At 38.5% G+C, this 25176-nt stretch carries 26 protein-coding genes and 1 tRNA gene; 15 read left to right on the plus strand and 12 right to left on the minus strand.

Annotation, left to right across the window (positions count from 1 at the left end):
* Window positions 1-8: 8 nt before the first annotated feature.
* The 5 genes from PARC_RS15865 to PARC_RS15885 form a co-directional block, all read right to left on the minus strand.
* Window positions 9-1562: an efflux RND transporter periplasmic adaptor subunit gene (locus PARC_RS15865; RefSeq protein WP_010554375.1), complete on the minus strand. Its 1554-nt coding sequence runs from the start codon at window positions 1560-1562 to the stop codon at window positions 9-11.
* Entirely contained in the window at window positions 1552-2919 is a 1368-nt protein-coding gene (locus tag PARC_RS15870) for a TolC family protein (protein ID WP_010554374.1), read from the minus strand. The genes PARC_RS15865 and PARC_RS15870 overlap by 11 nt, the downstream gene beginning before the upstream one ends.
* 112 nt (window positions 2920-3031) lie before the next feature.
* A complete protein-coding gene (locus tag PARC_RS15875) occupies window positions 3032-3394 on the minus strand; it encodes a hypothetical protein (RefSeq protein WP_225913250.1) in 363 nt (120 codons plus the stop codon).
* A gap of 94 nt (window positions 3395-3488) precedes the next feature.
* Window positions 3489-4103, minus strand: a complete 615-nt coding sequence (locus tag PARC_RS15880; protein ID WP_010554372.1) for a paraquat-inducible protein A — start codon at window positions 4101-4103, stop codon at window positions 3489-3491.
* A 2-nt stretch (window positions 4104-4105) separates the two neighbouring features.
* Window positions 4106-5371 (minus strand): EAL and HDOD domain-containing protein, encoded by a 1266-nt coding sequence (locus PARC_RS15885; protein ID WP_010554371.1) that lies wholly within the window; start codon window positions 5369-5371, stop codon window positions 4106-4108.
* A gap of 150 nt (window positions 5372-5521) precedes the next feature.
* Here PARC_RS15885 and PARC_RS15890 point away from each other — a divergent pair, with 150 nt between their 5' ends.
* The 3 genes from PARC_RS15890 to PARC_RS15900 all read left to right on the plus strand — a co-directional run bounded on the left by PARC_RS15890 (window position 5522) and on the right by PARC_RS15900 (window position 7856).
* Entirely contained in the window at window positions 5522-6271 is a 750-nt protein-coding gene (locus PARC_RS15890; RefSeq protein WP_010554370.1) for a substrate-binding periplasmic protein, read from the plus strand.
* A 78-nt stretch (window positions 6272-6349) separates the two neighbouring features.
* Entirely contained in the window at window positions 6350-6916 is a 567-nt protein-coding gene (locus PARC_RS15895; protein WP_007586451.1) for a PhnA domain-containing protein, read from the plus strand.
* Window positions 6917-7037: 121 nt separating this feature from the next.
* On the plus strand, window positions 7038-7856 hold the full coding sequence (locus PARC_RS15900; RefSeq protein ID WP_010554369.1) for an META domain-containing protein: 819 nt from the start codon (window positions 7038-7040) through the stop codon (window positions 7854-7856).
* A gap of 107 nt (window positions 7857-7963) precedes the next feature.
* Here the strand turns inward: PARC_RS15900 and PARC_RS15905 are convergent, their stop codons facing one another.
* A complete protein-coding gene (locus tag PARC_RS15905) occupies window positions 7964-8803 on the minus strand; it encodes a 23S rRNA (adenine(2030)-N(6))-methyltransferase RlmJ (protein WP_007586449.1) in 840 nt (279 codons plus the stop codon).
* 238 nt (window positions 8804-9041) lie between these two features.
* On the opposite strand from PARC_RS15905, the gene PARC_RS15910 reads away from it, so the two are divergent.
* The 8 genes from PARC_RS15910 (at window position 9042) to PARC_RS15945 (ending at window position 14767) form a co-directional block, all read left to right on the plus strand.
* On the plus strand, window positions 9042-9272 hold the full coding sequence (locus tag PARC_RS15910; RefSeq protein WP_007586448.1) for a hypothetical protein: 231 nt from the start codon (window positions 9042-9044) through the stop codon (window positions 9270-9272).
* Window positions 9272-9577 carry a cell division protein ZapA gene (locus tag PARC_RS15915; protein WP_007586447.1) on the plus strand — a complete coding sequence of 102 codons (306 nt, stop codon included), beginning with the start codon at window positions 9272-9274 and terminating at the stop codon, window positions 9575-9577. The genes PARC_RS15910 and PARC_RS15915 overlap by 1 nt, the downstream gene beginning before the upstream one ends.
* A gap of 63 nt (window positions 9578-9640) precedes the next feature.
* On the plus strand, window positions 9641-10663 hold the full coding sequence (locus PARC_RS15920) for an MBL fold metallo-hydrolase (protein WP_010554368.1): 1023 nt from the start codon (window positions 9641-9643) through the stop codon (window positions 10661-10663).
* 55 nt (window positions 10664-10718) lie between these two features.
* Window positions 10719-12191, plus strand: coding sequence for a LysM peptidoglycan-binding domain-containing protein (locus tag PARC_RS15925; RefSeq protein ID WP_010554367.1), 1473 nt, complete (start codon window positions 10719-10721; stop codon window positions 12189-12191).
* A 66-nt stretch (window positions 12192-12257) separates the two neighbouring features.
* Window positions 12258-12746 (plus strand): FKBP-type peptidyl-prolyl cis-trans isomerase, encoded by a 489-nt coding sequence (locus tag PARC_RS15930; RefSeq protein WP_007586440.1) that lies wholly within the window; start codon window positions 12258-12260, stop codon window positions 12744-12746.
* Window positions 12747-12767: 21 nt separating this feature from the next.
* Window positions 12768-13496: an SDR family NAD(P)-dependent oxidoreductase gene (locus PARC_RS15935; protein ID WP_010554366.1), complete on the plus strand. Its 729-nt coding sequence runs from the start codon at window positions 12768-12770 to the stop codon at window positions 13494-13496.
* A gap of 10 nt (window positions 13497-13506) precedes the next feature.
* Window positions 13507-14346: an amidohydrolase family protein gene (locus tag PARC_RS15940; RefSeq protein ID WP_010554365.1), complete on the plus strand. Its 840-nt coding sequence runs from the start codon at window positions 13507-13509 to the stop codon at window positions 14344-14346.
* 49 nt (window positions 14347-14395) lie between these two features.
* Window positions 14396-14767, plus strand: coding sequence for a hypothetical protein (locus tag PARC_RS15945; protein WP_010554364.1), 372 nt, complete (start codon window positions 14396-14398; stop codon window positions 14765-14767).
* Between the two features lie 95 nt (window positions 14768-14862).
* On the opposite strand, the gene PARC_RS15950 is transcribed toward PARC_RS15945, so the two are convergent.
* The 4 genes from PARC_RS15950 to PARC_RS15965 all read right to left on the minus strand — a co-directional run bounded on the left by PARC_RS15950 (window position 14863) and on the right by PARC_RS15965 (window position 18044).
* Window positions 14863-16038 carry a mandelate racemase/muconate lactonizing enzyme family protein gene (locus tag PARC_RS15950; RefSeq protein WP_007375956.1) on the minus strand — a complete coding sequence of 392 codons (1176 nt, stop codon included), beginning with the start codon at window positions 16036-16038 and terminating at the stop codon, window positions 14863-14865.
* Between the two features lie 26 nt (window positions 16039-16064).
* The gene (locus PARC_RS15955) at window positions 16065-16832 is read right to left on the minus strand and encodes a class II aldolase/adducin family protein (RefSeq protein WP_010554363.1); all 768 of its coding nucleotides are present in this window, start codon (window positions 16830-16832) and stop codon (window positions 16065-16067) included.
* 165 nt (window positions 16833-16997) lie between these two features.
* The gene (locus tag PARC_RS15960; RefSeq protein ID WP_033012928.1) at window positions 16998-17321 is read right to left on the minus strand and encodes a c-type cytochrome; all 324 of its coding nucleotides are present in this window, start codon (window positions 17319-17321) and stop codon (window positions 16998-17000) included.
* 183 nt (window positions 17322-17504) lie between these two features.
* The gene (locus PARC_RS15965) at window positions 17505-18044 is read right to left on the minus strand and encodes a DUF2058 domain-containing protein (RefSeq protein ID WP_002957867.1); all 540 of its coding nucleotides are present in this window, start codon (window positions 18042-18044) and stop codon (window positions 17505-17507) included.
* 198 nt (window positions 18045-18242) lie between these two features.
* Here PARC_RS15965 and PARC_RS15970 point away from each other — a divergent pair, with 198 nt between their 5' ends.
* Window positions 18243-19391 (plus strand): MFS transporter, encoded by a 1149-nt coding sequence (locus PARC_RS15970; RefSeq protein ID WP_010554361.1) that lies wholly within the window; start codon window positions 18243-18245, stop codon window positions 19389-19391.
* Here PARC_RS15970 and PARC_RS15975 read toward each other — a convergent pair.
* Together PARC_RS15975 and PARC_RS15980 are read right to left on the minus strand one after the other, a co-directional pair.
* Window positions 19358-19858 (minus strand): prolyl-tRNA synthetase associated domain-containing protein, encoded by a 501-nt coding sequence (locus PARC_RS15975; RefSeq protein ID WP_010554360.1) that lies wholly within the window; start codon window positions 19856-19858, stop codon window positions 19358-19360. The genes PARC_RS15970 and PARC_RS15975 overlap by 34 nt on opposite strands.
* A gap of 1 nt (window position 19859) precedes the next feature.
* Window positions 19860-20255 carry a putative periplasmic lipoprotein gene (locus PARC_RS15980; RefSeq protein ID WP_010554359.1) on the minus strand — a complete coding sequence of 132 codons (396 nt, stop codon included), beginning with the start codon at window positions 20253-20255 and terminating at the stop codon, window positions 19860-19862.
* A gap of 166 nt (window positions 20256-20421) precedes the next feature.
* Between PARC_RS15980 and PARC_RS15985 the strand changes: the two genes are divergently transcribed.
* The 3 genes from PARC_RS15985 (at window position 20422) to PARC_RS15995 (ending at window position 25156) form a co-directional block, all read left to right on the plus strand.
* Window positions 20422-20497, plus strand: a tRNA-Ala gene (locus PARC_RS15985).
* Between the two features lie 178 nt (window positions 20498-20675).
* The gene (locus tag PARC_RS15990) at window positions 20676-21938 is read left to right on the plus strand and encodes an ABC transporter substrate-binding protein (protein ID WP_010554358.1); all 1263 of its coding nucleotides are present in this window, start codon (window positions 20676-20678) and stop codon (window positions 21936-21938) included.
* Complete coding sequence (locus PARC_RS15995; RefSeq protein WP_010554357.1) at window positions 21938-25156, plus strand: ATP-binding protein; 3219 nt, start codon at window positions 21938-21940, stop codon at window positions 25154-25156. Before PARC_RS15990 ends, PARC_RS15995 begins: the two co-directional genes overlap by 1 nt.
* Window positions 25157-25176 lie beyond the last annotated feature (20 nt).

Below are 25176 nucleotides of genomic sequence, written 5' to 3' on the forward strand. Positions count from 1 at the left end.
AATGGCTCCTAGTGAGAACTATGTTGCATAGTAGAATGATCAATCGGCTCTGCGTTTTGCGCTTTAGTAATTACAAATTCATCGTTAATAATGCTAAAAGTAAAATTAATATACTGGGCATTTTCAAACTTAGTAACATCAATATCTGGCGCTAATACAAAGTCCATTGTGGCGGGTTCTCGATTCCATTTTTCAATGGCTTCTCGGCTAATATTAATAATGCGATTTTGTATATCTATGGCATTAATAGTGCCGTTAACCGTGGCGTTTTGTGGCTGCATATCCATGTTCATATTTGAGTCTGAACCAGAATCCGAACTCATACCTGAGCTAATACTAGAACTAGGCATTTCCATTCGTTTAAAGTCGGAGCTTTTACTCGATTCAGAGTCTATTAAAAATTGCGCTGAAGTCACTACCGTGTCACCTGTCATTACACCTGACAAAATGACCGCTTCATTACTATTAATTTGCCCAACTTCAACTTCTATTGATTTAAAACGACCCTCACCTAATGCAATAACCACGCGGTTTTGATGCTGCGTGCGGATTACCGCTTCTTTAGGGACTGTAAATTGCGCCTTACTCGCTTTAGCGTGAATGCTCACTTGTGCAAACATATTTGGTTTTAACCGATGATCTGCATTTTCAAACCTAAGCCTTACACGCAGAGTCCGGTTTTTAGCATCAAGCGCGGGGTAAATGTAATCAACCTTACCTTCCCACTTTTGACCTTTTAAGTAATCAAGCGTCATTGTAACGGGCAACCCAACACTCACTTGTTCTGATTGGCGCTCGAACACTTCCGCCTCTACCCAAATTTCATCAAGCTGGGCAATACTCATCATTGATGTGCCTGGTTTAACGTAAAAGCCTTCTCGTACTGTTAGCTCATCTACCACACCACTTTGCTTTGCGTAAAAAGTAATATTTTGCATTATCTTTTTATTTTTTTGTAAGCGCTCGATAAATCCATCAGACACATTTAACGACTCTAAACGCGCCTTTGCAGCGCGAATTAACACGGTATTATTACGATTAACTGCCAATAAAAGCTCTTCCTGTGCGTTCACCAATTGTGGTGAATACAATGTATATAAAGGCTCACCGGCTTTAACTTCTGCGCCTTGTGCTTTAACATATAAACTTTCAATCCAGCCTTCTACACGCGGATGAATGTGAATAAGTTGGTCTTGGTTATATTGCACATAACCCACAGTATTTATATCGCTGTGAAGTGTTTTAAGCTCTACTTTGGCAGTTCTTACACCAAAGTTATTAACTACTGCAGGCGAAATAGTTACAGCACCTGGTCCATCCTGAGCGTTGCTAGCGTTTTCATACACAGGTACTAAATCCATTCCCATTGGCGAAAGCCCTGGCGCGTCACGCCTGTAATTACTATCCATAGGGGCTACCCAATATAAGGGCTGTTTGTCAGCGATTTGTTGTTCATTCATTGCCGAGTTGCTAGGTAAAAACTGCATTACTAAGCCGCCTATTAACCCAAAGGCGCCTGCGCCAACTAAGGCGGCAACAAGTAACTTTAAATTAGTATTCATTGTGTAATTCTCCAGTTTGCTCGCTCATTACTTGGGGGTCTAAGCTACTTGCATAATAATTAAGGCGGGCGGTAATAATATGTTGATCTACTTGAATATTCAGTGCATCAATTTTGGCATTAAGTTCACCAATGCGCGCGCGCATCACGTCAGAAAAATCCCCGTCGTCGCGTGTATAAGCATTAAGTGTTGCTTGAGATTGCTCTGACATTTGCGGTAATAACGTATTTTGATAAAGCGCATCGCGTTTTTGCAAGCGAGCGAGTTGGCTAAACTCCTTAAAGTACATGCCTTTGAGTTTTTGAAGCGCCACCAGCTTTTGTGTTTTAGTAGCTTCTGCACTAGCAATAGCCGATTTAACCTGTTGATCTTGTCTGTTATCAGTAAACAATGGCAAATCAATACTAAACCCTACAGAGAGTAAATCAGCTCGCGACTCACCCATCGGGGTATCATCTCGGTAACCATAACCCACATTAACGCCCATTTGAGGTTTGTAGCTTTGCTTAGCGAGCGCAACTTCGGTTTGCTTTGCCGTTACGGTTTTATCTATCGCAATAATTGCGGGATGCGCCATAAGCAACTGTATTAGCTCATCAAATTCAAGGCTCGCAAAATCAACCAGCCCTGCGGTTTTAGTAAACTCAGTATTTAAAGGCTGCATAAGCATATTCATAGGTAACCACTGTGCTAAACGGTTTTTAGCACTTTCAAATTGCTGCTCAAGCATAACCAGCTTATCTTCCAGACGGGTGAGTTCTAATTGCGCACGAATAATATCTTGCTGACGTGTTTTACCTAAGGTGCTTGCGTAGCTTGCTTCGGTAATGTCAATAAGTTGAGTAAATAGCCCTTTATCTTGCTCAATTAAAGCAATACTTCGCTGAGCACGATACGCGTTTAACCACGACTCAATCACAATTGCTTTTACTTGTGCTAAGCGATCGGCGCGCTGCCAAGGGTATTGTTGAGCAGACTGTGCTAATGCTTTTTGTCTAAGCGCTAAACTATTCCCTCGGCTAAACTTTTGGCTCAAATCAACTTTAAGCTGCGTCATCCCTTCTTGATCAAACGCATAACCGTTAGTAGGTAAGTTGAGTAAGCCAACCGTTAAAACAGGATAGGGTAAGGTGCCTGCAGCAATGCTTTGCGCTATTGCTGCATCTTCTTGGTAGCCACTCGCTTTTAGCCATGGCTCATGCGTTAGCGCATAATTAAGCGCTTGCGTTAAGCTAAGCGTTTGCTCATTACTAGTTTGCTTTAGTATTTCGGTATTTAGGTTATTTTGCGCATTAACAGCGGTGCTAAATAACACAACACTACATAATACGACTTTAATACTTACAGCGTGGTTCATCACCTGCTCCATCTAAAAATAAAAGAAAATCTTAAATTAGGAAGCAAAAAAGGTGTTTAGGAGTTACCAATAAGCGGGGTTACCGCAATTTTTACATACACCTATCCTGCTATTAAGCAGACATAGGAGGGCGATAGAGTGAACGAGGTATATTAATTTGTGTAGTAAATACACGTACATTTACTTTTTCAGATTCAAGTAAAGTAACGCTAAATAAAGTATCAACATTAAGCATTGAGTTAGCAGCGCAGCCACTCATAGGGCATTTACAGTCATTTTGTGGCGTACTTTCGTCGTCGCAACAATCCATCTGCATCATATTTTCAGACATGCTAACGACAGCTGTTGCATCACTACTTTGTGTCATTGGCATTTGGGCATGCGTTGCTGTTTTAGTTGGCATATGTGGCATTTCGCATACCATAGCTACAGACGCAACTGCCTGACCCACAAAAGTGAGCAGTAAAGTTATCATGAGTAAACTAGAGTAAAAACGTTGCAACATTATGCCTTTTAATAAACTTTAAAATGATTGTAAGGTAACCTAACGGCAACCACAAATACTTTAATTATGTAGACTGCGGTTTATCAGGTGTTTTAATTAAGTTACTCGCGATAATTGCAAATATACAATATGCGCTAAAATACCAAAACCCTTCACCAAATTGTGCATTCATAACAAGTAGCTCACCACTTTTACCATGGGCGTTACCTGCTAAGTAAGTCACTATTAATGCAATAACAAATACATCAACCATGCTCCACTTACTTAATGCACAAATAACCAGACCGAGCTTTTGCTTAAACCCATTCAAAGGTAGGCAACAATAAAGCAATTGTAATAGCAGCTTCAAGCTTGGAATAACAATAGAAAACAACCCCACTAAAGCGGCTACAAATAAATTATTATTGCTAGCAAGCTCTTTAACTGTGCCTAAAATACTTTGTGTTTTGTTATAGGCGCTAATCTCACCTTCTAACTTATCAAGCCCTAGCATGTTCGAGAACATCATTAGCATACTGCGAGTTCGACCATCGCCCTCTTCAGCCAGCATTTCAATACCCGCTTGCGCTAGTTTTGATTTATCTATGTTGCCCTCTATTGTTAATACTGGTTTTGTAATACCAGGAAACAATAAACAAAGAGCAACCACTACACTTATAACCGACAACCAATTACGCATATTTATTCTGCTATTGCCTCAATAATATCGTCACTGTATAAAACAGCATCCAGTAAAAAATTAAATATATCGCCAATGTGTAGCTCTGAGTTTATGTTGGCCAAATGGACCATAGCTTCATCTACATTATCTAATTCAAATTCTTTTATAAGCGATAAACAGTTTCCTAAAATGCCGCTCTCTAATAGTAACGCATCAGATATAGCTGCATCTAAGGTAAACTCTTTAACTATGTCTTTTAAATCAGCATCTAAAATGGCATCAAGCACCGAGAACAAACCCACTAGATACCCTTGCTCGGTCAGCTTTTTATTATTTTGCTCTAAAATAAGCGACATAAATTGAGCCCGCGTTAAAGCAAGCTTAGTTAATTCGGTTGGTTTTTCGACCCCCAACTCACTAATTGCTAATACACGAACAAATTGCCTTATTGTATCTTCACCTAAATAAATAACCGCTTGTGAAATAGACGTAATGACTAAATTTGCTTTTCCTGAACGCGCGTTAGCCAGCTTTAAAACCCTGGCTGTTATGGCTACATCTCTGGCCACTCGTTGATGAACTTCTTTAAAGCAAAGTTTTTGTTTTGCTGTAAAACGCAATAGATCAAAAACAGTTAACTTTGAAGGCTCTACACCTTTATACGTAATCATTTCTGGGCGAGAGAAAAAGAACCCCTGAAATAAATCACAGCCTGCCAATTTTAATATATTAAATTGTTCATGCGTCTCTATTCGTTCAACAATTATTTTTGCATGTGGATTTGCGCGTTTTATTTTTTTAATGCGCATATTGGTTTTAATAACCGGATCATCTATCTCAATTTTTATGTAATCAACATGTGCTAATAGTGGCTCCCATTTTGGATCGCCATCGTAATCATCAAGTGCAAAAACATACCCTTCTTTTTTAAGTTCTTGCACACGCTCAGCAACCGCAGGAATATTGCCCGTGCGCTCTACTATTTCAATAACACTATTTTCTGGCAATAAAAGTTTGGGAAAGTTATCGAGAATAGTTTCTGATGACAAGTTTATAAAAGCTAAATGATGCGCGGTAAGTCTATCTAAACCTACCAACATTAATGCATTAAAAAACAGGCGGCTTGTCGCATGCACATCAGAAGTGCCCACAGGAAACGCATTGTTGGCTGAGTCTCGATAAAGCAGTTCGTACGAGAAAACATTCTGGTCTATATCAAAAATAGGTTGCCGCGCGACAAACTGAGTTATTTTTTGTACCTCATCAGGTATGTTATTTAATTTCACTTGGCTCTAAACCTATAAATAAGAGATGGCAAAACAGCCAATAATATGTGTACTTTAATGCAACTCGCATAAGATAAACATAGTCGTCATTGCAAAAATGTTAAAATTACACAACACTAATATAAAAATATTAATATAAAAGGTGGAGATTTGGCTAACTTTATTCGGTTATTAGTACTGAGCCCTCTGCTATTTGTATTTTTTAGCTATGCCAGCATTAACCCTACTCCCCTCAAATACAATGTTAGCGCGTCAGGTAGTCATTATCCATATTATACAAATGATCCAGAAAAGCCTGGTGTATTACCCGAAATTATTGAAAAAGCACTCGATGATGCAAATATTGCAGCTTCTCATATCGACCTACCCACAAAGCGTATTACCAAATATTTACAAGATGAAATAATCGATTTTGATGTTATTTCATTAGAATGGCTCCCAAAGGATGAGAGAAATGACTCTCGTTATGTTTTTTCAGAGCCCCTTATTTATGCCACAGAAATGATTGTTACCTTGCCTCAAAATGCCCAGAACTGGCAAAACGCTGATAGCTTAAAGGGCAAAAATATAGGAACGGTACTAGGTTACTATTACTTTAATGACAACACCTTTGAGCGTGTTGACTTTCCATCCGAGAAAGAACTTATGACCGCTCTATCAAGAAACCGTGTAGAAGCAGCGCTAATAGGTAAGTTAACTGCGCTCTATTGGGCAGAGCAGTTAGAGATAAACATTGCCTTTGGCGCACAGCATTCCCATGGTTTTTTAAGAATTCGCTTATTGAGCAAACATAAAGAATTATTGCCCCAAATAAACCTAGCAATTAAAAACCTTCACGCTCAAGGATATATAAAAAGTATTGAAGATAAGTATATGAGTAATATACCCACACAAAATTAAGGGACTAATGGCGCAGAGCTCGTGTTTTGGAGTATAATAGCAGCAAATGTTAACTCGACCAGAATCAGAAATAGCCCCATGAGTATTGAAAAAGCCTTAATCGAACGTAGTAATAATCAATGTGAATTGTGTGCAGCCACCGAGAACTTATCTGTTTATGAAGTACCACCGGTAACTGAAACCCACTCAGATAAATGTATTTACACGTGTCAAACATGTAAAGATCAAATCGAGAATAACAGCGAAATAACGCCTACACATTGGCACTGTTTAAACGATAGCATGTGGAGCCAAACTCCTGCAGTACAAGTTGTAGCTTACAGAATGCTTTCGCGTTTAGCGCCTGATAATGGCTGGGCACAAGATGCGCTAGACATGATTTACCTTGAAGAAGACACGCTAACCTGGGCTAAAAAAGCACTTGCCGAAGATGACGATTTAAAGCATGTAGATAGCAACGGTGTAGTACTTCAAGCAGGCGATACTGTTACCCTAATTAAAGACTTAGACGTTAAAGGCAGTAGCCTTACCGCTAAACGTGGAACAGCTGTTCGTAATATTGGCCTAACCAGCAACCCTGAACATATTGAAGGGCGAGTTGACGGCCAGCGCATTGTTATTTTAACTAAGTTTGTTAAAAAATAATCGTTTGTTTTTAATTATTAAAGGCGCTAATGCGCCTTTTTTTATGTTTAAAATAAGTTAAGGAATGATTAAGTAACTAGGTAATACACTAAGGACATAATATTGAGTAAGGATAACCAACATGGAAAAGCATCAAGCAGTATCTTCGCGTAAAAAGGCAGTTGCAGGGATTGGCTTATTGGCGCTTAGCGCTTTTGCAGTAACTGGCTGCGGTGAGCAAACTAAATCGACTGAAAACACAGAAATTGCAGAAGCAATAACCAGCCTAACTATCCAAGCTAGCTACAAAGATCGCAGTATGCTTCGCCCTGGCTCGCAATTAATAGTTACGCTTTCCAATGTATCTAAAATGGATGTAAAAGCCGATATAATCACACAAGAAGTGATTGATGTAACCCAAGCCCCGCCATTTACCGTTGAGCTAATTTATGATGCCAGCAAAATTAGCGATAAACATCGCTATAGCCTAAGCGCCAGAATTATAAATAAAGACAAAGTGCTTTACACAAGTACAACAAATCATGACCCGTTTGCAGAATCACAGTTAACTACCCCCTATAAAATTGAGCTTTCAAAAGTGTCGACTCAAAAACCCGATGTAACACTCACAAATACTTACTGGAAAGCAATAACAATAAATGCTCAAACTGTGAATGTTACAACTAAAGAACCATTCATTCAGTTCAATAAAGACCACCGCGTTAATGGCTTTTTAGGCTGTAATAATTTTAGCGGAAGCTATAGTACCGAGCAGCAAACAATTACACTTAGTCAGCTAGCAAGTACAAAAAAGATGTGCTCGGATAATATGAGCCAAGAAGCGACTATGTCTGACGTACTTAGCAAAACTTCAAAGTGGGAAATAACAGGTGAATCACTAAAACTTAAAAACAGTCGCGGTAATACACTTGCTACTTTTAGTGCGGTTTATTTTAATTAATATTTAGCTCCCTTATATAAATATTACCTAACACATTCGTATTGGTTTTAAATAAAATGCCCAGCAAAGCTGGGCATTTTATTATTCGTTATAAGCGCTATTTAAAGTTACTCATCAACGAGTTGTTCACTTCTGTAAAAACCACTTGGCTCACTTAACAAACTAACAAGTTCAGGCATTATTGCATCCATTGTTTGCTTTAGCTTCCATGGAGGATTAATTACAATCATGCCCGATGCTGTCATACCGTGTACATCAGTATCGGCTTCAGTGCCTAATTCAAATAACTGAATGTTGCGCATTCCTGAATCAATTAAGCCCTGCTCCATATTATCAATGCGTTCTCTATCAACAACCGGATACCAAATCATGTAAGTACCTGTAGCAAAACGCTGATGAGCTTTAACTAAGGTTTTTACAACCGTTTCGTAGTCATCTTTAATTTCGTATGGAGGGTCAATTAACACACACGCTCTGCGAGATGCTGGTGGTAATAAACCAACTAAACCTGCAAAACCATCCTCTCCACGTACACGAATAGATCGCTTACCTTGCATGTTTTCTTCAAGTAATAATAAATCGCGAGGGTGCAGTTCAAAAAACCAACCCTTATCTTGGCGGCGTAAGTAGTGCTCTGCAATTTTTGGTGAACCTGGATAAAACGCAAGTTCGTCAGTGTCGTTAAATGACTTAATTAATTCAATGTATTCATTAAGCTCAGCATGCTCACTTTTATGATGCCAAAGTTTTTCAATACCATCTTGATACTCTTGCGTTTTTTGCGCATCGGCAGCTGCAAGTTCAAAAAAGCCAGCACCTGAATGTGTGTCTATATAATCAAGCGGTTTATCTTTAATTGTTTGATAATTTAGCACTTGTGCCAGTACTAAGTGTTTAAGTACATCGGCAGGATTACCCGCATGAAATGAGTGTCTGTAACTAAGCATTATTTATTTTCGCCATACGCAATTTAATATCGTAAGTGAACCATAAGCACTAGGCTTTGGCAACTTACACCAAGATAAGAGAGTGTTTAAGTGAACCATTTCTGAATGAAAAAGCCCATATGCTGAATTATCCCTTAACGCAAAAGAAAAATCAGCTAAAACCACCGTAAATGCTGGCAAATCAACACACTTTGCTTTACATTTGCATGACATTAATTACAGTTATATGAGCGCCTTTATGAATAACACTACTCTTCAACAACTCGAACAACTGATCGATTCTTTAATCGAACGTAATAACCAATTACAAACAGATGTTGTTACTTTAAAAGAACAGAACACTAAACTAAGCGATGACAACGAATTGCTACAACTTGAAGCTTTAGAAAATGAAGAAAAGCAAAAAGATGCCAGCACTACTTTATCTGGTCTTCTTGATAAGTTACAAAGCGCACAACAGGCTAGCTAATGTCTGAGCTGCAAAACCAGCGGGTCACTGTTGAGTTGCTAGGTAAAGAGCAGCAATTTGCTTGCCCTGAAGGGCAGGAAGATGCATTAATAGCAGCAGCTAAAAATCTAAATGACTTAGTTGAGCAAATGAAGCAACGCTCAACCGTTAGAAACGATCAAAAAGCCCTACTAATGGCAGCATTAAACTTAAGCCACGAATTGCTAGAAGCAAAAACACAGGCTACAGTTGAGCAACAGCATCAAGACCAAATGATTGATAAACTCAGTCAGCATTTGGCAAATGACCCCAAACACCAAAAATAAAAAGCGCATACTGCGCTTTTTGTTTATTATTAAAGTAATTAAACATCAGCGTAGAGATAATAAATGAAGTTAAAACTTTCAAACATAGCCTCTTTATGTAAGCACTTACTATTAGCATGCACTTTATTATCAATAGTACCTAGCACCTATGCTGCCGTCACTTGGAATACAATAAACCCTCATATTCAGTTTTTAAAGCAACAAGACAAGCTTCGCTTTTACGACTCTAACCAAGTATTAATTGAAGGCGAAAAATGTGCCCTACTTGTTGATACGAGCGCCAATTTTGCTGCAGTTGAACAACTTGCTGAAGATTTAAAGAAACGCCTTAAAACACCCTTATGCTATTTAGTGGCTACCCACTACCATGACGATCACTTGCTAGGTATGGCGGTTATGCAAAATTTTTATCCTGATGCCAAGCTCATTGTTCATCAGCAGGTAAATAAAAATTTTAACCTTTATCAAACAGCATATACCGACAAACTAGACACCTATGAAAAGAGCATTGAGCTGAGCTACCAACGATTAGCGAATGTGCCCAAAGAAGAGCAAGCTAAATGGCGAAATAAGTTAGAGCTTGCAAAAAAACGACTTTTTCGCTGGCAAGAATATCAACTTGGCGAACCGAAAATAACAATAGATAATCGTAAAACTATCGACCTTGGTGGTTTTGAGGTAACGCTTGAGCCGCAGCAAGCCCATACTAACGGTGATTTAACTATTACTACCAATAATGGCAGTGTGCTGATTGGTGGCGATATCGTTGACTGGCTTCCTTACCCTGGACACGGTGAACTTAAAAGTTGGCAAACGTTGCTTAAGCAATATATTAACGACGAAAAGCTCACTATTATTTTACCTGGGCACGGCGGCACATTAACAAAAGAGCAGCTGAAACAGCCACTATCATTTTTAACAGCCATAACAGAGCACGTTAAAAACAATAAAGATCAAAGTATTGAGCAGTTAATGCTATCGTTTCCTGAATCAGTTATTGAGCCTTATAAACAAGAAGCGCTTAATATAAAATCGAGCAACTTCTTTTTACAAGCTGGCCTAAATCGCGCAAAAAGCGCAGAATAACTCAACACAACGGATTGTGTTAAAATAATAAAAGGAATTTACAAAAGTGATCACTATGCGCAGTTTGGTTTTATGTTGTTTGGGTATTTTGTTATTTGGTTGTCAATCAACGGAGCAAGAACCACAAGAAGCTCCACAAATATTTACTCATTTTGAGCCTGACTATTATACTTATGATATTGACGAGGAAGTAGCTCAAACGCCCCAAGTTAGTGAGCACGTTACGCCACTTCAATTCAAAAAAACAATCGTAAAAAAGCGCCCACCAAAAACCACCGATCTGTGGGTGCATATAGCCAACAATCTACACTTTACGGTTTATCAAAATCGCGCGTTAAAAAAGCGTATCAGCTGGTACGCAAAGCAACCTAACTACTTGCAAACTGTGAGTAAACGCGCAGCGCCTTACCTGTATCATATCGTAAAAAAAATTGAGCAAAAGCAACTACCTATGGAGCTCGCTTTACTACCATTTGTAGAAAGCGATTTTAGACCAACGATAGCCTCATCACAGCAAGCTGTTGGTGTTTGGCAGTTAGTTGGCGCAACAGCGCATCACTTTGGAGTTAAGTCAGACCAATGGTACGACGGGCGCCAAGACGTACTTGCTTCAACCGATGCAGCGCTTGATTACTTAAGCTACTTACATAAACGCTTTGATGGTAATTGGCTACATGCTTTGGCTGCTTATAACAGTGGTGAGGGCCGCGTTAAACGCGCAATCGAAAAAAACAAAAAGCGCGGTAAAAGCACCGATTACTGGTCACTCAGTCTGCCAAAAGAAACCGCCGACTACGTACCCAAGTTACTCGCTTTAAGCTATTTAGTTAAGCACCCACAAAAGGGCATTAAACGCCCAAAGCTTGCATATAAGCCATTTACAACACAGATGAATATAGGCCAGCAGTTCGACTTTTCAGTCATCGCTAAGCTCTCTGGTATAGGTTCAAAGCAGTTACACGCGATTAATCAGGGATATTTAAAAAATCAAAGCTCACCTAACGGGCCGCATACTTTACTGCTGCCTATAGGGCAAGAGGCCTTATTAAAAAGTCAGTTTTTTAAATCAAACTTTGCTGGAGAGTACATCGTTAAACAAAACGACACGCTTTACGGTATTGCTAGACGTTTTAGTATGTCGGTAAAAGCTTTAAAACAACTTAATAACAAAAATAATAATTTAATAGGCGTTGGAGAAAAGTTATTAGTTGGACAACCTAAAACCCTGCCAAGCACATTAACAGTTGATTACAAAATTAGCCCTTATTTAGAACACCAAGAGATTGCGATTCCCACCATTGAAATAGATTACGAAGTTAAGTCGGGCGATAGCCTTTGGAGTATAAGTCAGCTTTACGATGTACCCCATAGCGACTTGGCAAAATGGAACAAACTCTCTGCATCGAGCATTTTAAAGCCTGGTACTCAATTAGTACTGTTTATACCACAGGCTGAAAAGCAAAAAGCAGCCCCAACAAAAAAAGATTTTCTGCTAAATTTACAAAAAACACTAAATCAGCCACGTTAAGTTTATAAACAAGTATATTTCGCGTAAAATTGCGCCCTAACATAGTTATTATTTTAAGAGACAAGCATGCAAATTAGCAAAAATTCAGCAGTTGAATTTCATTACACCCTTAGCGAAGCGGGCGAGCAAATTGAAAGTAGCACAAACGAAGCGCCACTTACTTACATTCATGGCAGCGAAGGTATGCTTCCTGGTTTAGAAAAAGCACTTGAAGGCAAAGAAGCTGGCGAAAAATTTAGTGTAACTCTAGAGCCAAGTGAATCATACGGCGAGCGTGTTGATGACTTAATTCAGCGTATCCCGCTTAAGCATCTACAAGGCGATGTTAAAGTATGGAAACCAGGTATGACAGCAATGGTTAGCTCTAACCAAGGTCGTCATCAGGTTACTATTGTTAAGGTTGGTCGTTTTAACGCAGATTGTGATTTAAACCACCCATTTGCTGGTAAAACGCTAACGTTTGACGTTGAAGTTATATCAGTACGTGAAGCAACAAGTGAAGAAGTTTCTCACGGACACGTGCACGCTGAAGGCGGCTGTGGTCACTCTCACTAGTTAGCAATAAAGGAAGTAAGTATGTCTAAAGTTGCAGTCGTTACAGGTGGTACAAAAGGTATTGGCTTAGCCGTAGTTAAGCGTTTGCTAAACAACGGCTATGAAGTACATAACCTTGATATAGAGCTGAGCGAAATCGGTATATTTCATCAGTGTGATGTAAGTGATGTATCGGCGGTACAAAGCTGTATCAACGCTATCTGTGAACAAAGCAAACGTATTGATGTACTTGTTTCTAATGCTGGAAAACACTTAAGCGCAAATATAGAAAGCACCGACGAGCAAACTCTCGATGCACTTTTTGCGCTTAATGTTAAAGGCGCTTATGCCGCAATACAAAGCGTATTGCCAAGCATGAAAGCGCAAAATGGCGGCGCTATTATATTAGTCGCTTCCGATCAGGCAATTATAGGTAAGCAAAACTCTTTTGCGTATAACCTAACAAAACATGCCCTTGCCTCAATGGCTAAAACAACAGCGCTTGATTATGCGGGTTTTAATATTAGAGCAAATGCGGTATGCCCTGGCACAATAGAAACCCCGCTATTTCATAACGCGATAGATGCGTACTGCGCAAAAAGTGGCGCAAACAAAGCTGAAATAGTTGCCGAGGAAGCAAGTCTTCAACCGCTTAACCGATTAGGTCAAGCCGATGAGGTTGCTGCCCTTGTGAGCTTTTTAGCAAGCGACGATGCCAGCTTTATTACTGGCAGCCTACAAAGCATTGACGGTGGCTACACTGCCCAATGAGTAATCTGCAATGAGCCTAAAAATTATTGACCCACACGTACACTTTTTTAATTTAGTAGAAGGTCAATACTCATGGCTACAAGGCGCTAACCCACCAGTGTGGCCAAATTTAGAAAAAATAAAACAGCCAGTAAGTGCACAGCAACTTGTTAAAGGTACTGACTTTGAGCTAGTAGGGCTTGTTCATATAGAAGCCGGGTTTGATAACACCTCCCCTATTAACGAGCTAAACTGGCTAGACTCGCATTTAAAAAGCCTTTCATTTAAGGCTATTAGTTACAACCAAATTGACTCATCGGCTGATCAGTTTATAAACTCGTTAGAAGCTTTAGCTCATCTGAGTTTGTGTGGCATTAGAGATATAACCGAAGGTACTGACGCAAAGCGTTTATTAGATGCTAATAGTTTTAAAAACCTAACAATATTATCAGATACCCAACTGCATTTTGAAGCTCAATTTGATATTGAAAATAGCGAAATAACCAAACAAATAGCTTACTACGCTAAGCAGCTACCGCAGCTTCAAATTATAATTAATCATGCAGGACTGCCAAGTAATTTAAATGACTGGCAACAAGGTGCTGAGTTACTTGCTCAGCATGACAACATAGCAATTAAATTCTCTGGTTTTGAATTACTACAACTCACCAGCGAGCAACAAGCAGCGTGTTTTAGTTTTCTTTTTAATCACTTTGGCCAGCAGCGTATTATGTTTGCTAGCAACTTCCCTGTGTGCCAAATAAATACAAGCTACAACAATCTATGGCACTGCCATAAGGCGTTATGCTCAAACGATAAGACATGGCATGACCTTAGCTATAAAAACGCTAAGCACTACTACCAAGTGTAAGTAAAACTAGTTATATTAAACTCTCTTTTTGTGATAATACGGCCAATTTATGAAAATGTACTTTTTACTAATCGTTGTATTTTCAGCGCTTCTTCTCAATGGCTGCATATCTCAAAACCCAGACCCGACACCTAAGCTGCAACATGCCCTACTGGCAAAGCCAAATAAAACAGCCGTTAGCAAAGCAATTAAAACACTTGTACATATACAAGAGACTCAATTAGCTGATGATGTATTTACTACCAGCAGCACAGTAACCCTTAGCAATGTGGATGGTAATAATATTATCGACACGCAAAGTCGCAATACACCCGATCAGTTTGAATTGATGATTAAAGGCAAGCAATGCTACATACGCCATCTCGATAGCAAAGCAACTATTGAACTTAAAGACGTGGAATGTAAAATCAACGAGTTATAACAAGCTTTACCTCCCCCCGAACAAGTAAAAGCCGGTAAGTGACTAATCACTTACCGGCTTTTTAATGCATAACCTAAAGTTAGGTTAAAAGGCTATTATTTTATTTCTACGCGTTGAGAACGCATAACAATCTCATCGTTTAATTCAATACCTAACCCAGGCTCTTCTGATACTTCAAAGAAACCATTTTTAGGTTGTGGGTCTTGTAAACATAACTCGCGGTTCCACTTTTTAATCGCATAAGTATGGTGCTCATGAATCAAAAAGTTAGGGATAGCCGTTTCTAAGTGCAGTGATGCTGCCGTTGCAACAGGCCCGCCACATACGTGAGCTTGAATACGCACATCAAAAATATCAGCGTAATCACACACTTTTTTGGTTTCGGTAAAACCACCACATAAACCAATATCAGGTTGTAGAACATCAATACTTTGATCTTCTAAATACGGGCGCACACCCCAGCGATTATACAAACGTTCACCACCAGCAATTGGCACATTAACTTTATCTGCTACTTTTGCATGTAATGAGTGGTTTAGGTAGTTAACTGGCTCTTCAAAGTACATACAGTCAAATTCTTCTGCAATTTCACCCAACTGAATGGCTGTTGTCACGCCCGGTAAACTGTGGCATTCAAAAATAATATCCACTTCGTCGCCTACTGCTTCGCGAATAGCTTGCATACGTGCACGGTATAGCTTCATTTCAGTGCGTGAGATTATTTTTGTACGGTCGTAATAAGTATTGCCGTCTTTATCGTACTGAATTGGGTCTACTTTTACTGCATCGTAACCTTCGGCCATCGCCTTTAAAGCCGCTTCTGCATATTCTTGCGGTTGTACTAGCGCTTTAAATTCGCTATCCCAGTCAAACTGTAATTGCGATGCGTACGTACGTAGTTTGTCGTTAACCTTACCGCCTAATAACTGGTATACAGGTAAACCAAGCGCTTTACCTTTTATATCCCAAAGTGCGGTATCAATTGCGCTCATTGCAGCATATACAACTGGTCCGCCGCCTAAACCCCAAAAGCTCTCACGTAACATACGTGACCATAGTTTTTCTGTTTGAAAAGGGTCGTGGCCGATTAAAAAGGCGTCGGCCATTTCTTTAATCATAGCCGCTGCAGCACTGTGACCTAAATCGTATGCAAGGCCCGCTTCGCCAACACCACTAATACCTTCGTCAGTATGAATACGTACAAACACAGGTGTCCAAGAAGGTCTATCAGGACAGTGAATATCAAATACTTCAACGCGATTTACTTTCATTAAAATTCCTTATTAACCGCTATGGGTTATTTTGCAAAACTAGGGTCAAGTCGATACGCTTTACGTAACATCGCAGGCCACGCAAGTTGCCCGCCAGTGCTGCCACTGTGTACTACGTTTGCTTGATTATAAATATTGTCGATTATAGGTTGCGGTACTTCAATCACCTCTTGCGAGCTTGATTGTAGCGCTAATTGAATTTCACACGCTCGCTGTAAATCATAAAAGCGCATAAACGCATCGCCTACCGTTGGCCCTACTGTTAAGCCACCATGATTTACCAATAACATATGGTTAGTACTGCCCAAATCATCTTGCAGCACTTTTCGCTCGTCGTCGTTTACTGCAAGCCCTTCGTAACCATGATAAGAAAGCGATGGCAGTGAAAACATTGAATATTGGCTAAGCGGTAATAAACCATTTTTTTGTGTAGCGACTGCGATTGTTTCTTTAGTATGAAGGTGAATAACACAATGAGCGTCTTCGCGTACCTCATGAATCGCACTATGAATAGTAAAACCAGCTGGATTAATACTAAATGGCGTATCGTCAATAATGTTACCGTCTAAGTCGACCTTCACTAAATTAGAGGCAGTTACTTCATCAAAGGTTAAACCAAAGGCATTCACTAAGTAGTGGTCAGTGCCAGGCAAACGTGCTGATAAATGCGTATAGATTAAATCCCCCCAACGAAAGTGCTCAACCAGTCTATAACATGCGGCTAAATCAACACGAAGTTGCCACTCTTGTGCCGATACTTTATTTTTTAAATCGAGTTGGGGTAAATCAAACATAATAAGCCTTTTAAAAACGTACATTATTAACCTGTACGAACAGATGTTTAGAAGTCTAAAGCAGTCTCTATTTTATAGCAAACACCAAACAAAACAGCCACACTATTGTGTGGCTGTTTGTAAAACTAAAATACCAATTGCATTAAAATGGTATAGCTGCGTAAATTATTTTACGTTAGCTAGGTAATCTGCAATTGCTTCAAACTCTTCATCAGTTACCGTTGCAACCATTGCTTTCATAGCCATGGTCATACCGTTATTACGTGCACCTGACTTAATATCTTTCATTTGCGCTACTAAATAGTCTTTGTTTTGACCGTTTAGTTTAGGGTACATACCCATAATTGGTGCTTTACCTTCAGCGCCATGACAAGTTTGACAATTCTTAGCTGTATAAAGTGCAGCGCCATCGGCAGCAGCTGCATTAAACGAGAAGCTTGCGGCTAAAGTAATGCCCGCGACTAATAGTAGTGTTTTCATCTTGCTCATTGTATTTACTCTTCTTTTTTGACGGTTAGAAAAACTGTTCTATTGATTGTAGTAAACAATCAAATAAAAAGCATACGTACGAAACGACGCTAGACGATCAACTTAACCAAAAACCGCTAACTCGTTTCTGTCTCACTTTTATATACTTTATCAAATAAAAATGAGCTTACCCTTAATGGACTATTACCACACTATATCATCTGGTACTTCAAAGTCTGCGTACGGGTCATCTTCATCTTTTGGTTTGTTTTCTGGCTCTACATGAAAAACAATATACTTTTCGTCAACTTCGGCCACTTTGCGTGCTGGTTCGTCGTCTAATACGTAAAATTGCCCTTCTAGTACACAAATAGCTAAACGACCGCCCGATAACGCTTTTTGCGTTTTCTCGTTCACATCGATATTTTTTACTTTGTTTTGATAAGTAAAATTAAATGTGCGCTCACCACGAATAGCGTCTTGGTTGTGGTGCTCTAAAATTTGTTTAACACGCGCTTCTTGTTCGCGCTGCTTTAAGCTCACTTGGCGTGTTTGGTTAAGCTCTTCAGCTTTTTTTTGCTGCTCTAGCTTGGTTTGTTGAATATGCTTTTGCAGATCACTTGGGTTGCTAGTAGCCCCTTTCTTTTGCTTTTTTTGTTGCTTACGCTTTTCTGATTTAGCAACTTTAGCATTATGCGATGTTGTTAATCCTGCTTGAAGCAATTGGTCTTGTAATGAACCCATGGCTTTGTTCCACTAAAAACTAATATTATCGCTATTTTAATCACCAACGAGTTCAAATAACAGCGCTATCGACATTAATCTAGCAAACTAGTTAAAACAAACCATGATATAGCGCAATGACTATGGTTTTAATTATGAATTAAAAGCAATTTTTAATACAATACCACGCAACCAATCAGCAAATGCACAAGCCATATAATGCGTTTACCTCATCTACTCGTTTGCTCGGTATTTATATTTTTTGTGCTTTATGCACCGCAACCCCTACTTAGCCTTTTTGCGAGCGAATTTAATGTAGCACCTGCGGTAGCTGGCAGCTTAATGACTGCAACTATGCTGCCCTTAGCCATTGCCCCGCTCGTTTATGGTTTATTTTTAGCAAAAATAAATCCACTACTTATATTACGTATTGCAATGGTGCTTTTAGGCCTTAGCTGCTTACTTTTTATTTATGTACCTAGCTTTGAGCTTTTATTATTAGTCAGATTTTTACAAGGTTTAACACTCCCTGCAGCTTTAACAGCAATGACTAGCTATATAGGTATGAGCTATAGCGCTGATACACTTCAAAAAAATATGACCCTATATATTGGTAGCAGTATAGTTGGTGGTTACTTTGGTCGTGTGCTCGCAGCTTTGTTTAGCGACTTATGGAATTGGCAGAGCTTTTATTACGTAATTGCTTTTATGCTTATTTGCTTAGCTTTGACAATTAAGCATTCTCGCTTTACAAACCCAGCTACACCGTCGCAGCTCTCCCCTCTGGATTACATTAAACAACTTAAAGAAGGCGCTATTCTTAAAGTGTACGGTGCCGTCTTTTGTATGTTTTTTTGTTTTGCTGCATTACTTAATTACTTACCGTTTATATTACAAAACACGTTTTTAATTACCAATACTCGTGACATAGGTTTAGTTTACAGTGGTTATTTAGTTGGTGCCCTCGCCTCTATTGCTGCACCTTGGTTACTTAAAAAAGTCCCTTCGCCTTGGCATTTATTAACTGCGGTATTTAGTTTTTATAGTGTGAGTATTATTTTATTAATGAGCCACCAGCTTAGCTTATTTTTAATCGCATTTACTTTGTTTTGTGGTGCTATGTTTGTGATTCATTCAACTGCCGCACCGCTCGTTAATAAAATAAGTAAAGCCCCGCCAAGCGTAACCAATGGCGGATATGTATCGTTTTATTACAGTGGTGGGGCATTAGGGTCGTTATTACCCGGTGTGGTATACCAACATCATGGGCAAACAGCGTTTATGTTTACGCTGCTCGCGGTTTGCTTATGCGGTTTATCGTTAATTATGTGGGCTTATTTTGAGGGTAAAAATACAACGCGCGGTTGATGCTTTGTGTGATTAAAAAATGTTTCTAAATCAGCTTTACTAAGCAACCATGTTTGGGTGTTTTCAAACGGATGACAATGAAACAAATCACCACCCCAAATATCTTGATCGACCCATAAGCTCACTTCGTTTTGCTTATCATTTAAAAGAGCCAACATAGATACACACCCAGGAGCCACTTTTAAATACGTTGCTAAGCGTTCACTCGATGCAAACCCTAAACGCGAAAGCCCTTGTTGCTTTGATAGTGCCTTTAAATCGAGTTGCTTATTGTGCGCTGTAATAACTAAAAAGTGTCGCTTGCCTTCGTTATCGCGTAAAAATAGGTTTTTAAGACGAGTACCTGGACGCTCAATCATAAACTCATCAGCCGCTAAGCTAGTATGTAGCGGCGGATGTTCTATTGCATCGTAAGTAATATCTAGGCGCACTAAAAGCTCTGCTAACTTAGTTTTATCAGCCAACATATTACAAGCAACGTCCTCTTAGCTGTACGCTCAAATCTCGCCATAAAACATCATTAACTTCATGTTTGTTATCGCAATACTCACGCTCTTTTAGCTCTTGATTTAATAATTCAACTGCTTGATCTTCTAGCTGTAACTTTAGAATGCTCGACTCTTCAAAATGCTCTTTCTCTATATACTGCTTAACCTCACCACGGCTTGGTCTATTGTTAGGACCACGGTCTAGGTTAAAGTTTTCACGATGCTTAGCTTTTACCGAAACAACATAAGCAAAAAGCTTATTGCCTTGCTCATCTTGCTTTTCGTGAAATTGTTTATTATTTATTTCAAAAGGCGGCTCATCATTTGAGGCACAGCCAGCGAGTAAAACCATAAGCGCTAGAACACATTTTTTCATTGTTTTTTATCGTTTTAGTTTTGAATTAAGCCGAGTCTAACAAAAATTGACGTAAACAGTGAAAATTTACGAAAAAATACTTGACCAATTTTATAAAAAAACTTAAAGTTCGTCCCGCTTGGAACTCAGCAGTCAAGCAGTTACATTATATGTAACTTAGGAATGTGGGGCTATAGCTCAGCTGGGAGAGCGCCTGCCTTGCACGCAGGAGGTCAGCAGTTCGATCCTGCTTAGCTCCACCACTTTCCTACTCCTTTTCAAATTCGCTCTACTCTTCTATTTTTCCATTGTTTTATTATTTTTTGATACCCTACTATTTTAATTTCTCATTCTATATAATTTTAAATTTATCCATTCAACTTGTGTCTTTACAAGTTCTTAGCTATACATAATGTCACACATTAGTACTTTAGGCTTAACATGGACAACCCTAAGCGTTCGACGCTAAAAAAGCTAGCTGCTATAGGTTTAACAGCTGGTGCAATAACACATGCGCCTTATGTTTTTGCCCGAAAAAAAGTCACATTAAGAGTGCTTGGTACGCATGTAACACTCCAAGAGGCTATCCGCAAACAAGCGATGAGTGACTTGGGTATTAATATAGAATTTACTCCCGCAGGCAGCGCTGCCGTTTTGCAAAAGGCATCAATGGACCCTAGCTCCTTTGATTTATACGAACAATGGTCAAACAGCATTAATGTGCTTTGGGATGCAGGTTCTATACAGCCAATAGAAAAAAAACGACTCACCTACTTTAACGAGATAAATCCACTTACTAAAACGGGAAAATTAACCGAAACTGCAAGTATTGGTGCAGGTGATGCTCCCTATAAATTATTAAATGTTCAACCCGATGGCACATTAAGCGCACAAGAAAGCGATCATATTAGCTTTTTACCTTATGTGCATAATGTTGACTCTTTTGGTTACAACACCGATTTTATTAAGCCCGGTATAGCATACGAAACCGAAAGCTGGAGTTGGCTGCTTGATGACGAGAACAGAGGTAAAGTAGCTATCGTAAATGCGCCTACCATTGGACTCTTTGACCTAGCCCTAGCAGCGCAAAGTAAAGGGCTTATAAAATTTAAAAATATAGGTGCGATGACTCGCCCAGAACTTGATAGATTGTTTATTATATTACTCGACTTTAAACGCCAAGGTCACTTTAGTGGCTATTGGAACTCGGTTCCTGAGTCGATTGAATTTATGAGAAGTAAGCGAGCCCATATAGAAAGTATGTTTTCGCCTGCCGTCTCTGCGTTAAACAGCCAAAATATTAATATTCGTTTTGCCGCGCCAAAAGAAGGCTACCGAGGCTGGCATGGTGTTATGTGTTTATCGTCACAAACACAAAGTAGCGTAAAAGATGCAGCTTACGATTATATGAATTGGTGGCTTTCAGGCTGGCCTGGTGCATTTATTGCTCGCCAAGGTTATTACATTAGTAACCCACAACGCTCTAAACTACTCTTATCGCCGGCCGAATGGGATTACTGGTACGGTGGAAAAGCAACAAACATAGACTTATTAAATACAAATGGCGACGTAGCTATTAAAGCTGGTGCGCAACGTAATGGTGGTAGTTACTATAAACGCTTTAGCAATGTAGCAGTATGGAATACAGTTATGCCAACCTATGACTACAGTCTACAAAAATGGTATGAGTTGATTAGCCGATAATGATAATAAATTCAATTAAATCAAAAATAATATTAGCTTTGTGTTCGCTGATTGGATTACTTCTTTTACAAAGCTATTTGTTTAACTATTCGCAAACGTCCTTACTTAACTTGCAAAAGTCGCAGCATAACGCGCTTATTCAAAGTGAAGCTGTGAATCACTTAGAAAACGATATTATTTCCCTGCAAGGGCATGCAGTTTCATTTATTGACAATGCAAATGAAAATACGATTACCAAATTTAATTTTTATTTAAATAAGGCAAATCTAAATCTCGAGCAGCTAAAAACAAACACTCAAAACCAAACCCCTGAGTATCAAAACTCACTAATACGCCTTGGCGAGTATCTAAATAATTACCAAGATACATTTGGCCAAGTTGTCGTAAACAGACAAAAACGCGAACACCTTTACACTACTCAGTTCAAACAGCCTATTGATGACCTACAGGTAACAATTAGTGATTTAGAAGGGTCTTCAAACAATGATAATAAAGTTATTTTTAACGATGTTTTACTCACAATAAGTAATTTAAAACACGCAATTATAAGCTATCTCTATAAACCTAATTTTGATGAAGCACAAAATGTAAAACAAAACTTAAATCACTTACATAAAAAACTAACGAGCACCTCTGTAATAAATGAATCCCTCTCCAATAAAACAACAAGCTTAAAACAAGCTTATAACCAACTTGTATTACTCACCCGTAGCTACACTTTTTCTGTAAATGTAGTGCTTACAGGCATAGAAAACGAATTGCTGTATTTAACTAATGAAATTAAAAACATAGAAAAAAATAAACTAATCAAAACAGAAGAGCTACTAAGTAGCCACTTAACAAAAAATACAGAACAGGCAAATATATTTGCCGTTTTAATTATGTTAATCATTTTATTTTTAAGCTATTTTATTTTTAGATCGGTTATAAAACCAATTACTCAGCTCACTTTATTACTTAAAGATATGAATAGCGAAAAGCCAGTAACTATTTCAAATAACAGCCAAAATCAAACTGAAATAGCGTCGGTAATAAAAGCAGCTAATGCTTTATATTTAAAAAATAAGCAAACCAAAGAGCTACTCAACGAAACCCGCGTATTAAATTCCCAAATGGAAGCAATGAATGCCGACCTGACGAGTGCTATGGAGCAAACTGATAAAGCCAATAAAACAAAAATAGATTTTGTAGCCAATATGAGTCATGAACTTCGCACCCCAATGAATGGCATATTAGGTATGTTGCAACTCTTACAAAGCAGTGAGCTTCCCTCAAGGCAAAAACACTACGCAGATAAAGCTTTTTCAAGTGCTCAAAATTTATTGCAGATTTTAAATAATATTCTGGATTTTTCTAAACTAGAATCGGAAAAAGTTCAGTTAGAGCAAATCCCTTTTACCTTACATACTATAGTTTCTAACGTTCAAAATTTATTCTCAACAAATGCTAAGCAAAAAGGCTTGTTATTAAACTTTACTTTACACGTTGATGCAGGGCTTGAACTTATTGGCGACCCAATGCACTTAAGCCAAATAATAAATAACTGTGTAGGTAACGCAATTAAGTTTACTGAGCATGGTGAAATATCATTAATTATAGAAGCGACATCTCAACACGAAAAAACAATAAACCTTCGCTTTAGTATAAAAGACACGGGTATTGGGATGACCGAAGAGCAATCAAAAATTATATTCCAGTCTTTCTCGCAAGGTGATTCAAGCACAACAAGAAAGTATGGTGGGACGGGTTTAGGGCTCACTATAAGCAAACAATTAACTAAATTGCTAGGCGGAGATATACAAGTAAGGAGCACGATTAATCAAGGTAGCGAGTTTTTCTTTACTCTACCCTTTACTTTATCTGAGCAACAAAAGCTTAAAAAACACGCCTTATTAATTAGCCCTGATAATGAGCAAATTAAAAAATTAATGGACTTACTAAGTGATATAAATATAACGACAGAAACAACACAAGAACCATTAAGGGCCATTGCAAAAATGTCTCAGCCTAGTAGCCCATTTAGTATTGTAATAATGTCGATAGAAAAAAAAGAGCTCAACGATAACTTTATTTTACAACAACTGTACGCTCAAAATAAAAACGTTAATGAAAAATTGACACTGATTTTATTAATTACCGATGAAGAGTCTCCTGAGCCAATTGCAAAAAATGAAAATATAGACATTATAATTATTGGTAATAAAAATAGTGAAGTTGAAATTTTAAGAAAGCTTTCACCAAATAATTTTAAAGAAAAGCAATTAAAGCCTCACCCTAAATTCTCGGGTTTTAATGCATTAGTTGTTGATGATAATAGAATTAACCAAGAAATAGCCTCCGCCCTTTTAGCAAAATTAGATATGACCGTGATCATTGCTGATAATGGACATGATGCATTAGATAAAGTAGAGATAAATGACATCGATATTATTTTTATGGATGTTCAAATGCCAGTTATGGATGGGCTTGAAGCAACAAGCATATTAAGAGAGCGAGGCTACAAAACTCCCATAATTGCCATTACGGCAGCCGCAGATCCTAATGATAAAAAAGCAGCGTTTAGAGCGGGTATGGATGACTTTTTAGTAAAACCGATTATTTTTGATGCGCTTTACGAAAGTATAGAAAAGCATCTGCAAAGTAGCGAATCTCTGAGCACTATAAACCTGCCTTTAGCAAAAGAAAACCTAGAAAACAATGACGAATTGTTAGCTAAATTATTTACTCAGTTTGTCAACGATTACAATGACTTTTCGATTAAAGCTGATATATTAATCAAAAATGGAGAGTTAGAAAGCTTAATTCGACTAGTACATACACTCAAAGGCTTGGCCGGCACATTAGGCTTTGAGCTACTGCAACAAAGTGCGCAAAGTGTTGAGAAAAGCTTAATAGATAAGAAAAGTATTAATTTATCTCATTTTAATGAGCAATTAATACTTACACTTTTTGCTGTAAAACAATTTTTGATAGCTTACAGCTTTAAAAAAGAACATATACAGCAACATGAACTAGAAAACGAAGACTCGGTTATTGATAATATATACTCATTAGCATTAACGGCTCGCCCCGTACCTAGCAGTTTGATTAGACAGCTAGAAATGAATCAATATGAGAGAGGCCACTCTCTATTTAAGCTCAAAGAAGCAATTGATCATTTTAACTACGCGTTAGTAATTGAGCTTATTGATAAGTATAGAAACGATAATAAAAATTAGGCATAACCACTAACCTGAAC

Origin of the sequence: Pseudoalteromonas arctica A 37-1-2, from assembly GCF_000238395.3 — a bacterium.
GTDB classification, from domain to species: Bacteria; Pseudomonadota; Gammaproteobacteria; order Enterobacterales; family Alteromonadaceae; genus Pseudoalteromonas; species Pseudoalteromonas arctica.

What these genes read in the sequence shown, in the direction of transcription:
- PARC_RS15975 (WP_010554360.1), bottom strand. Translation starts at nt 19,858, where the DNA reads ATGTTGGCTGATAAAACTAAGTTAGCAGAGCTTTTAGTGCGCCTAGAT.
- PARC_RS15930 (WP_007586440.1), top strand. Translation starts at nt 12,258, where the DNA reads ATGCAAATTAGCAAAAATTCAGCAGTTGAATTTCATTACACCCTTAGC.
- PARC_RS15945 (WP_010554364.1), top strand. Translation starts at nt 14,396, where the DNA reads ATGAAAATGTACTTTTTACTAATCGTTGTATTTTCAGCGCTTCTTCTC.
- PARC_RS15950 (WP_007375956.1), bottom strand. Translation starts at nt 16,038, where the DNA reads ATGAAAGTAAATCGCGTTGAAGTATTTGATATTCACTGTCCTGATAGA.
- PARC_RS15920 (WP_010554368.1), top strand. Translation starts at nt 9,641, where the DNA reads ATGAAGTTAAAACTTTCAAACATAGCCTCTTTATGTAAGCACTTACTA.
- PARC_RS15905 (WP_007586449.1), bottom strand. Translation starts at nt 8,803, where the DNA reads ATGCTTAGTTACAGACACTCATTTCATGCGGGTAATCCTGCCGATGTA.
- PARC_RS15965 (WP_002957867.1), bottom strand. Translation starts at nt 18,044, where the DNA reads ATGGGTTCATTACAAGACCAATTGCTTCAAGCAGGATTAACAACATCG.
- PARC_RS15875 (WP_225913250.1), bottom strand. Translation starts at nt 3,394, where the DNA reads ATGATAACTTTACTGCTCACTTTTGTGGGTCAGGCAGTTGCGTCTGTA.
- PARC_RS15955 (WP_010554363.1), bottom strand. Translation starts at nt 16,832, where the DNA reads ATGTTTGATTTACCCCAACTCGATTTAAAAAATAAAGTATCGGCACAA.
- PARC_RS15980 (WP_010554359.1), bottom strand. Translation starts at nt 20,255, where the DNA reads ATGAAAAAATGTGTTCTAGCGCTTATGGTTTTACTCGCTGGCTGTGCC.
- PARC_RS15935 (WP_010554366.1), top strand. Translation starts at nt 12,768, where the DNA reads ATGTCTAAAGTTGCAGTCGTTACAGGTGGTACAAAAGGTATTGGCTTA.
- PARC_RS15865 (WP_010554375.1), bottom strand. Translation starts at nt 1,562, where the DNA reads ATGAATACTAATTTAAAGTTACTTGTTGCCGCCTTAGTTGGCGCAGGC.
- PARC_RS15895 (WP_007586451.1), top strand. Translation starts at nt 6,350, where the DNA reads ATGAGTATTGAAAAAGCCTTAATCGAACGTAGTAATAATCAATGTGAA.
- PARC_RS15870 (WP_010554374.1), bottom strand. Translation starts at nt 2,919, where the DNA reads ATGAACCACGCTGTAAGTATTAAAGTCGTATTATGTAGTGTTGTGTTA.
- PARC_RS15880 (WP_010554372.1), bottom strand. Translation starts at nt 4,103, where the DNA reads ATGCGTAATTGGTTGTCGGTTATAAGTGTAGTGGTTGCTCTTTGTTTA.
- PARC_RS15970 (WP_010554361.1), top strand. Translation starts at nt 18,243, where the DNA reads ATGCGTTTACCTCATCTACTCGTTTGCTCGGTATTTATATTTTTTGTG.
- PARC_RS15910 (WP_007586448.1), top strand. Translation starts at nt 9,042, where the DNA reads ATGAATAACACTACTCTTCAACAACTCGAACAACTGATCGATTCTTTA.
- PARC_RS15915 (WP_007586447.1), top strand. Translation starts at nt 9,272, where the DNA reads ATGTCTGAGCTGCAAAACCAGCGGGTCACTGTTGAGTTGCTAGGTAAA.
- PARC_RS15940 (WP_010554365.1), top strand. Translation starts at nt 13,507, where the DNA reads ATGAGCCTAAAAATTATTGACCCACACGTACACTTTTTTAATTTAGTA.
- PARC_RS15990 (WP_010554358.1), top strand. Translation starts at nt 20,676, where the DNA reads ATGGACAACCCTAAGCGTTCGACGCTAAAAAAGCTAGCTGCTATAGGT.
- PARC_RS15960 (WP_033012928.1), bottom strand. Translation starts at nt 17,321, where the DNA reads ATGAGCAAGATGAAAACACTACTATTAGTCGCGGGCATTACTTTAGCC.
- PARC_RS15925 (WP_010554367.1), top strand. Translation starts at nt 10,719, where the DNA reads ATGCGCAGTTTGGTTTTATGTTGTTTGGGTATTTTGTTATTTGGTTGT.
- PARC_RS15900 (WP_010554369.1), top strand. Translation starts at nt 7,038, where the DNA reads ATGGAAAAGCATCAAGCAGTATCTTCGCGTAAAAAGGCAGTTGCAGGG.
- PARC_RS15995 (WP_010554357.1), top strand. Translation starts at nt 21,938, where the DNA reads ATGATAATAAATTCAATTAAATCAAAAATAATATTAGCTTTGTGTTCG.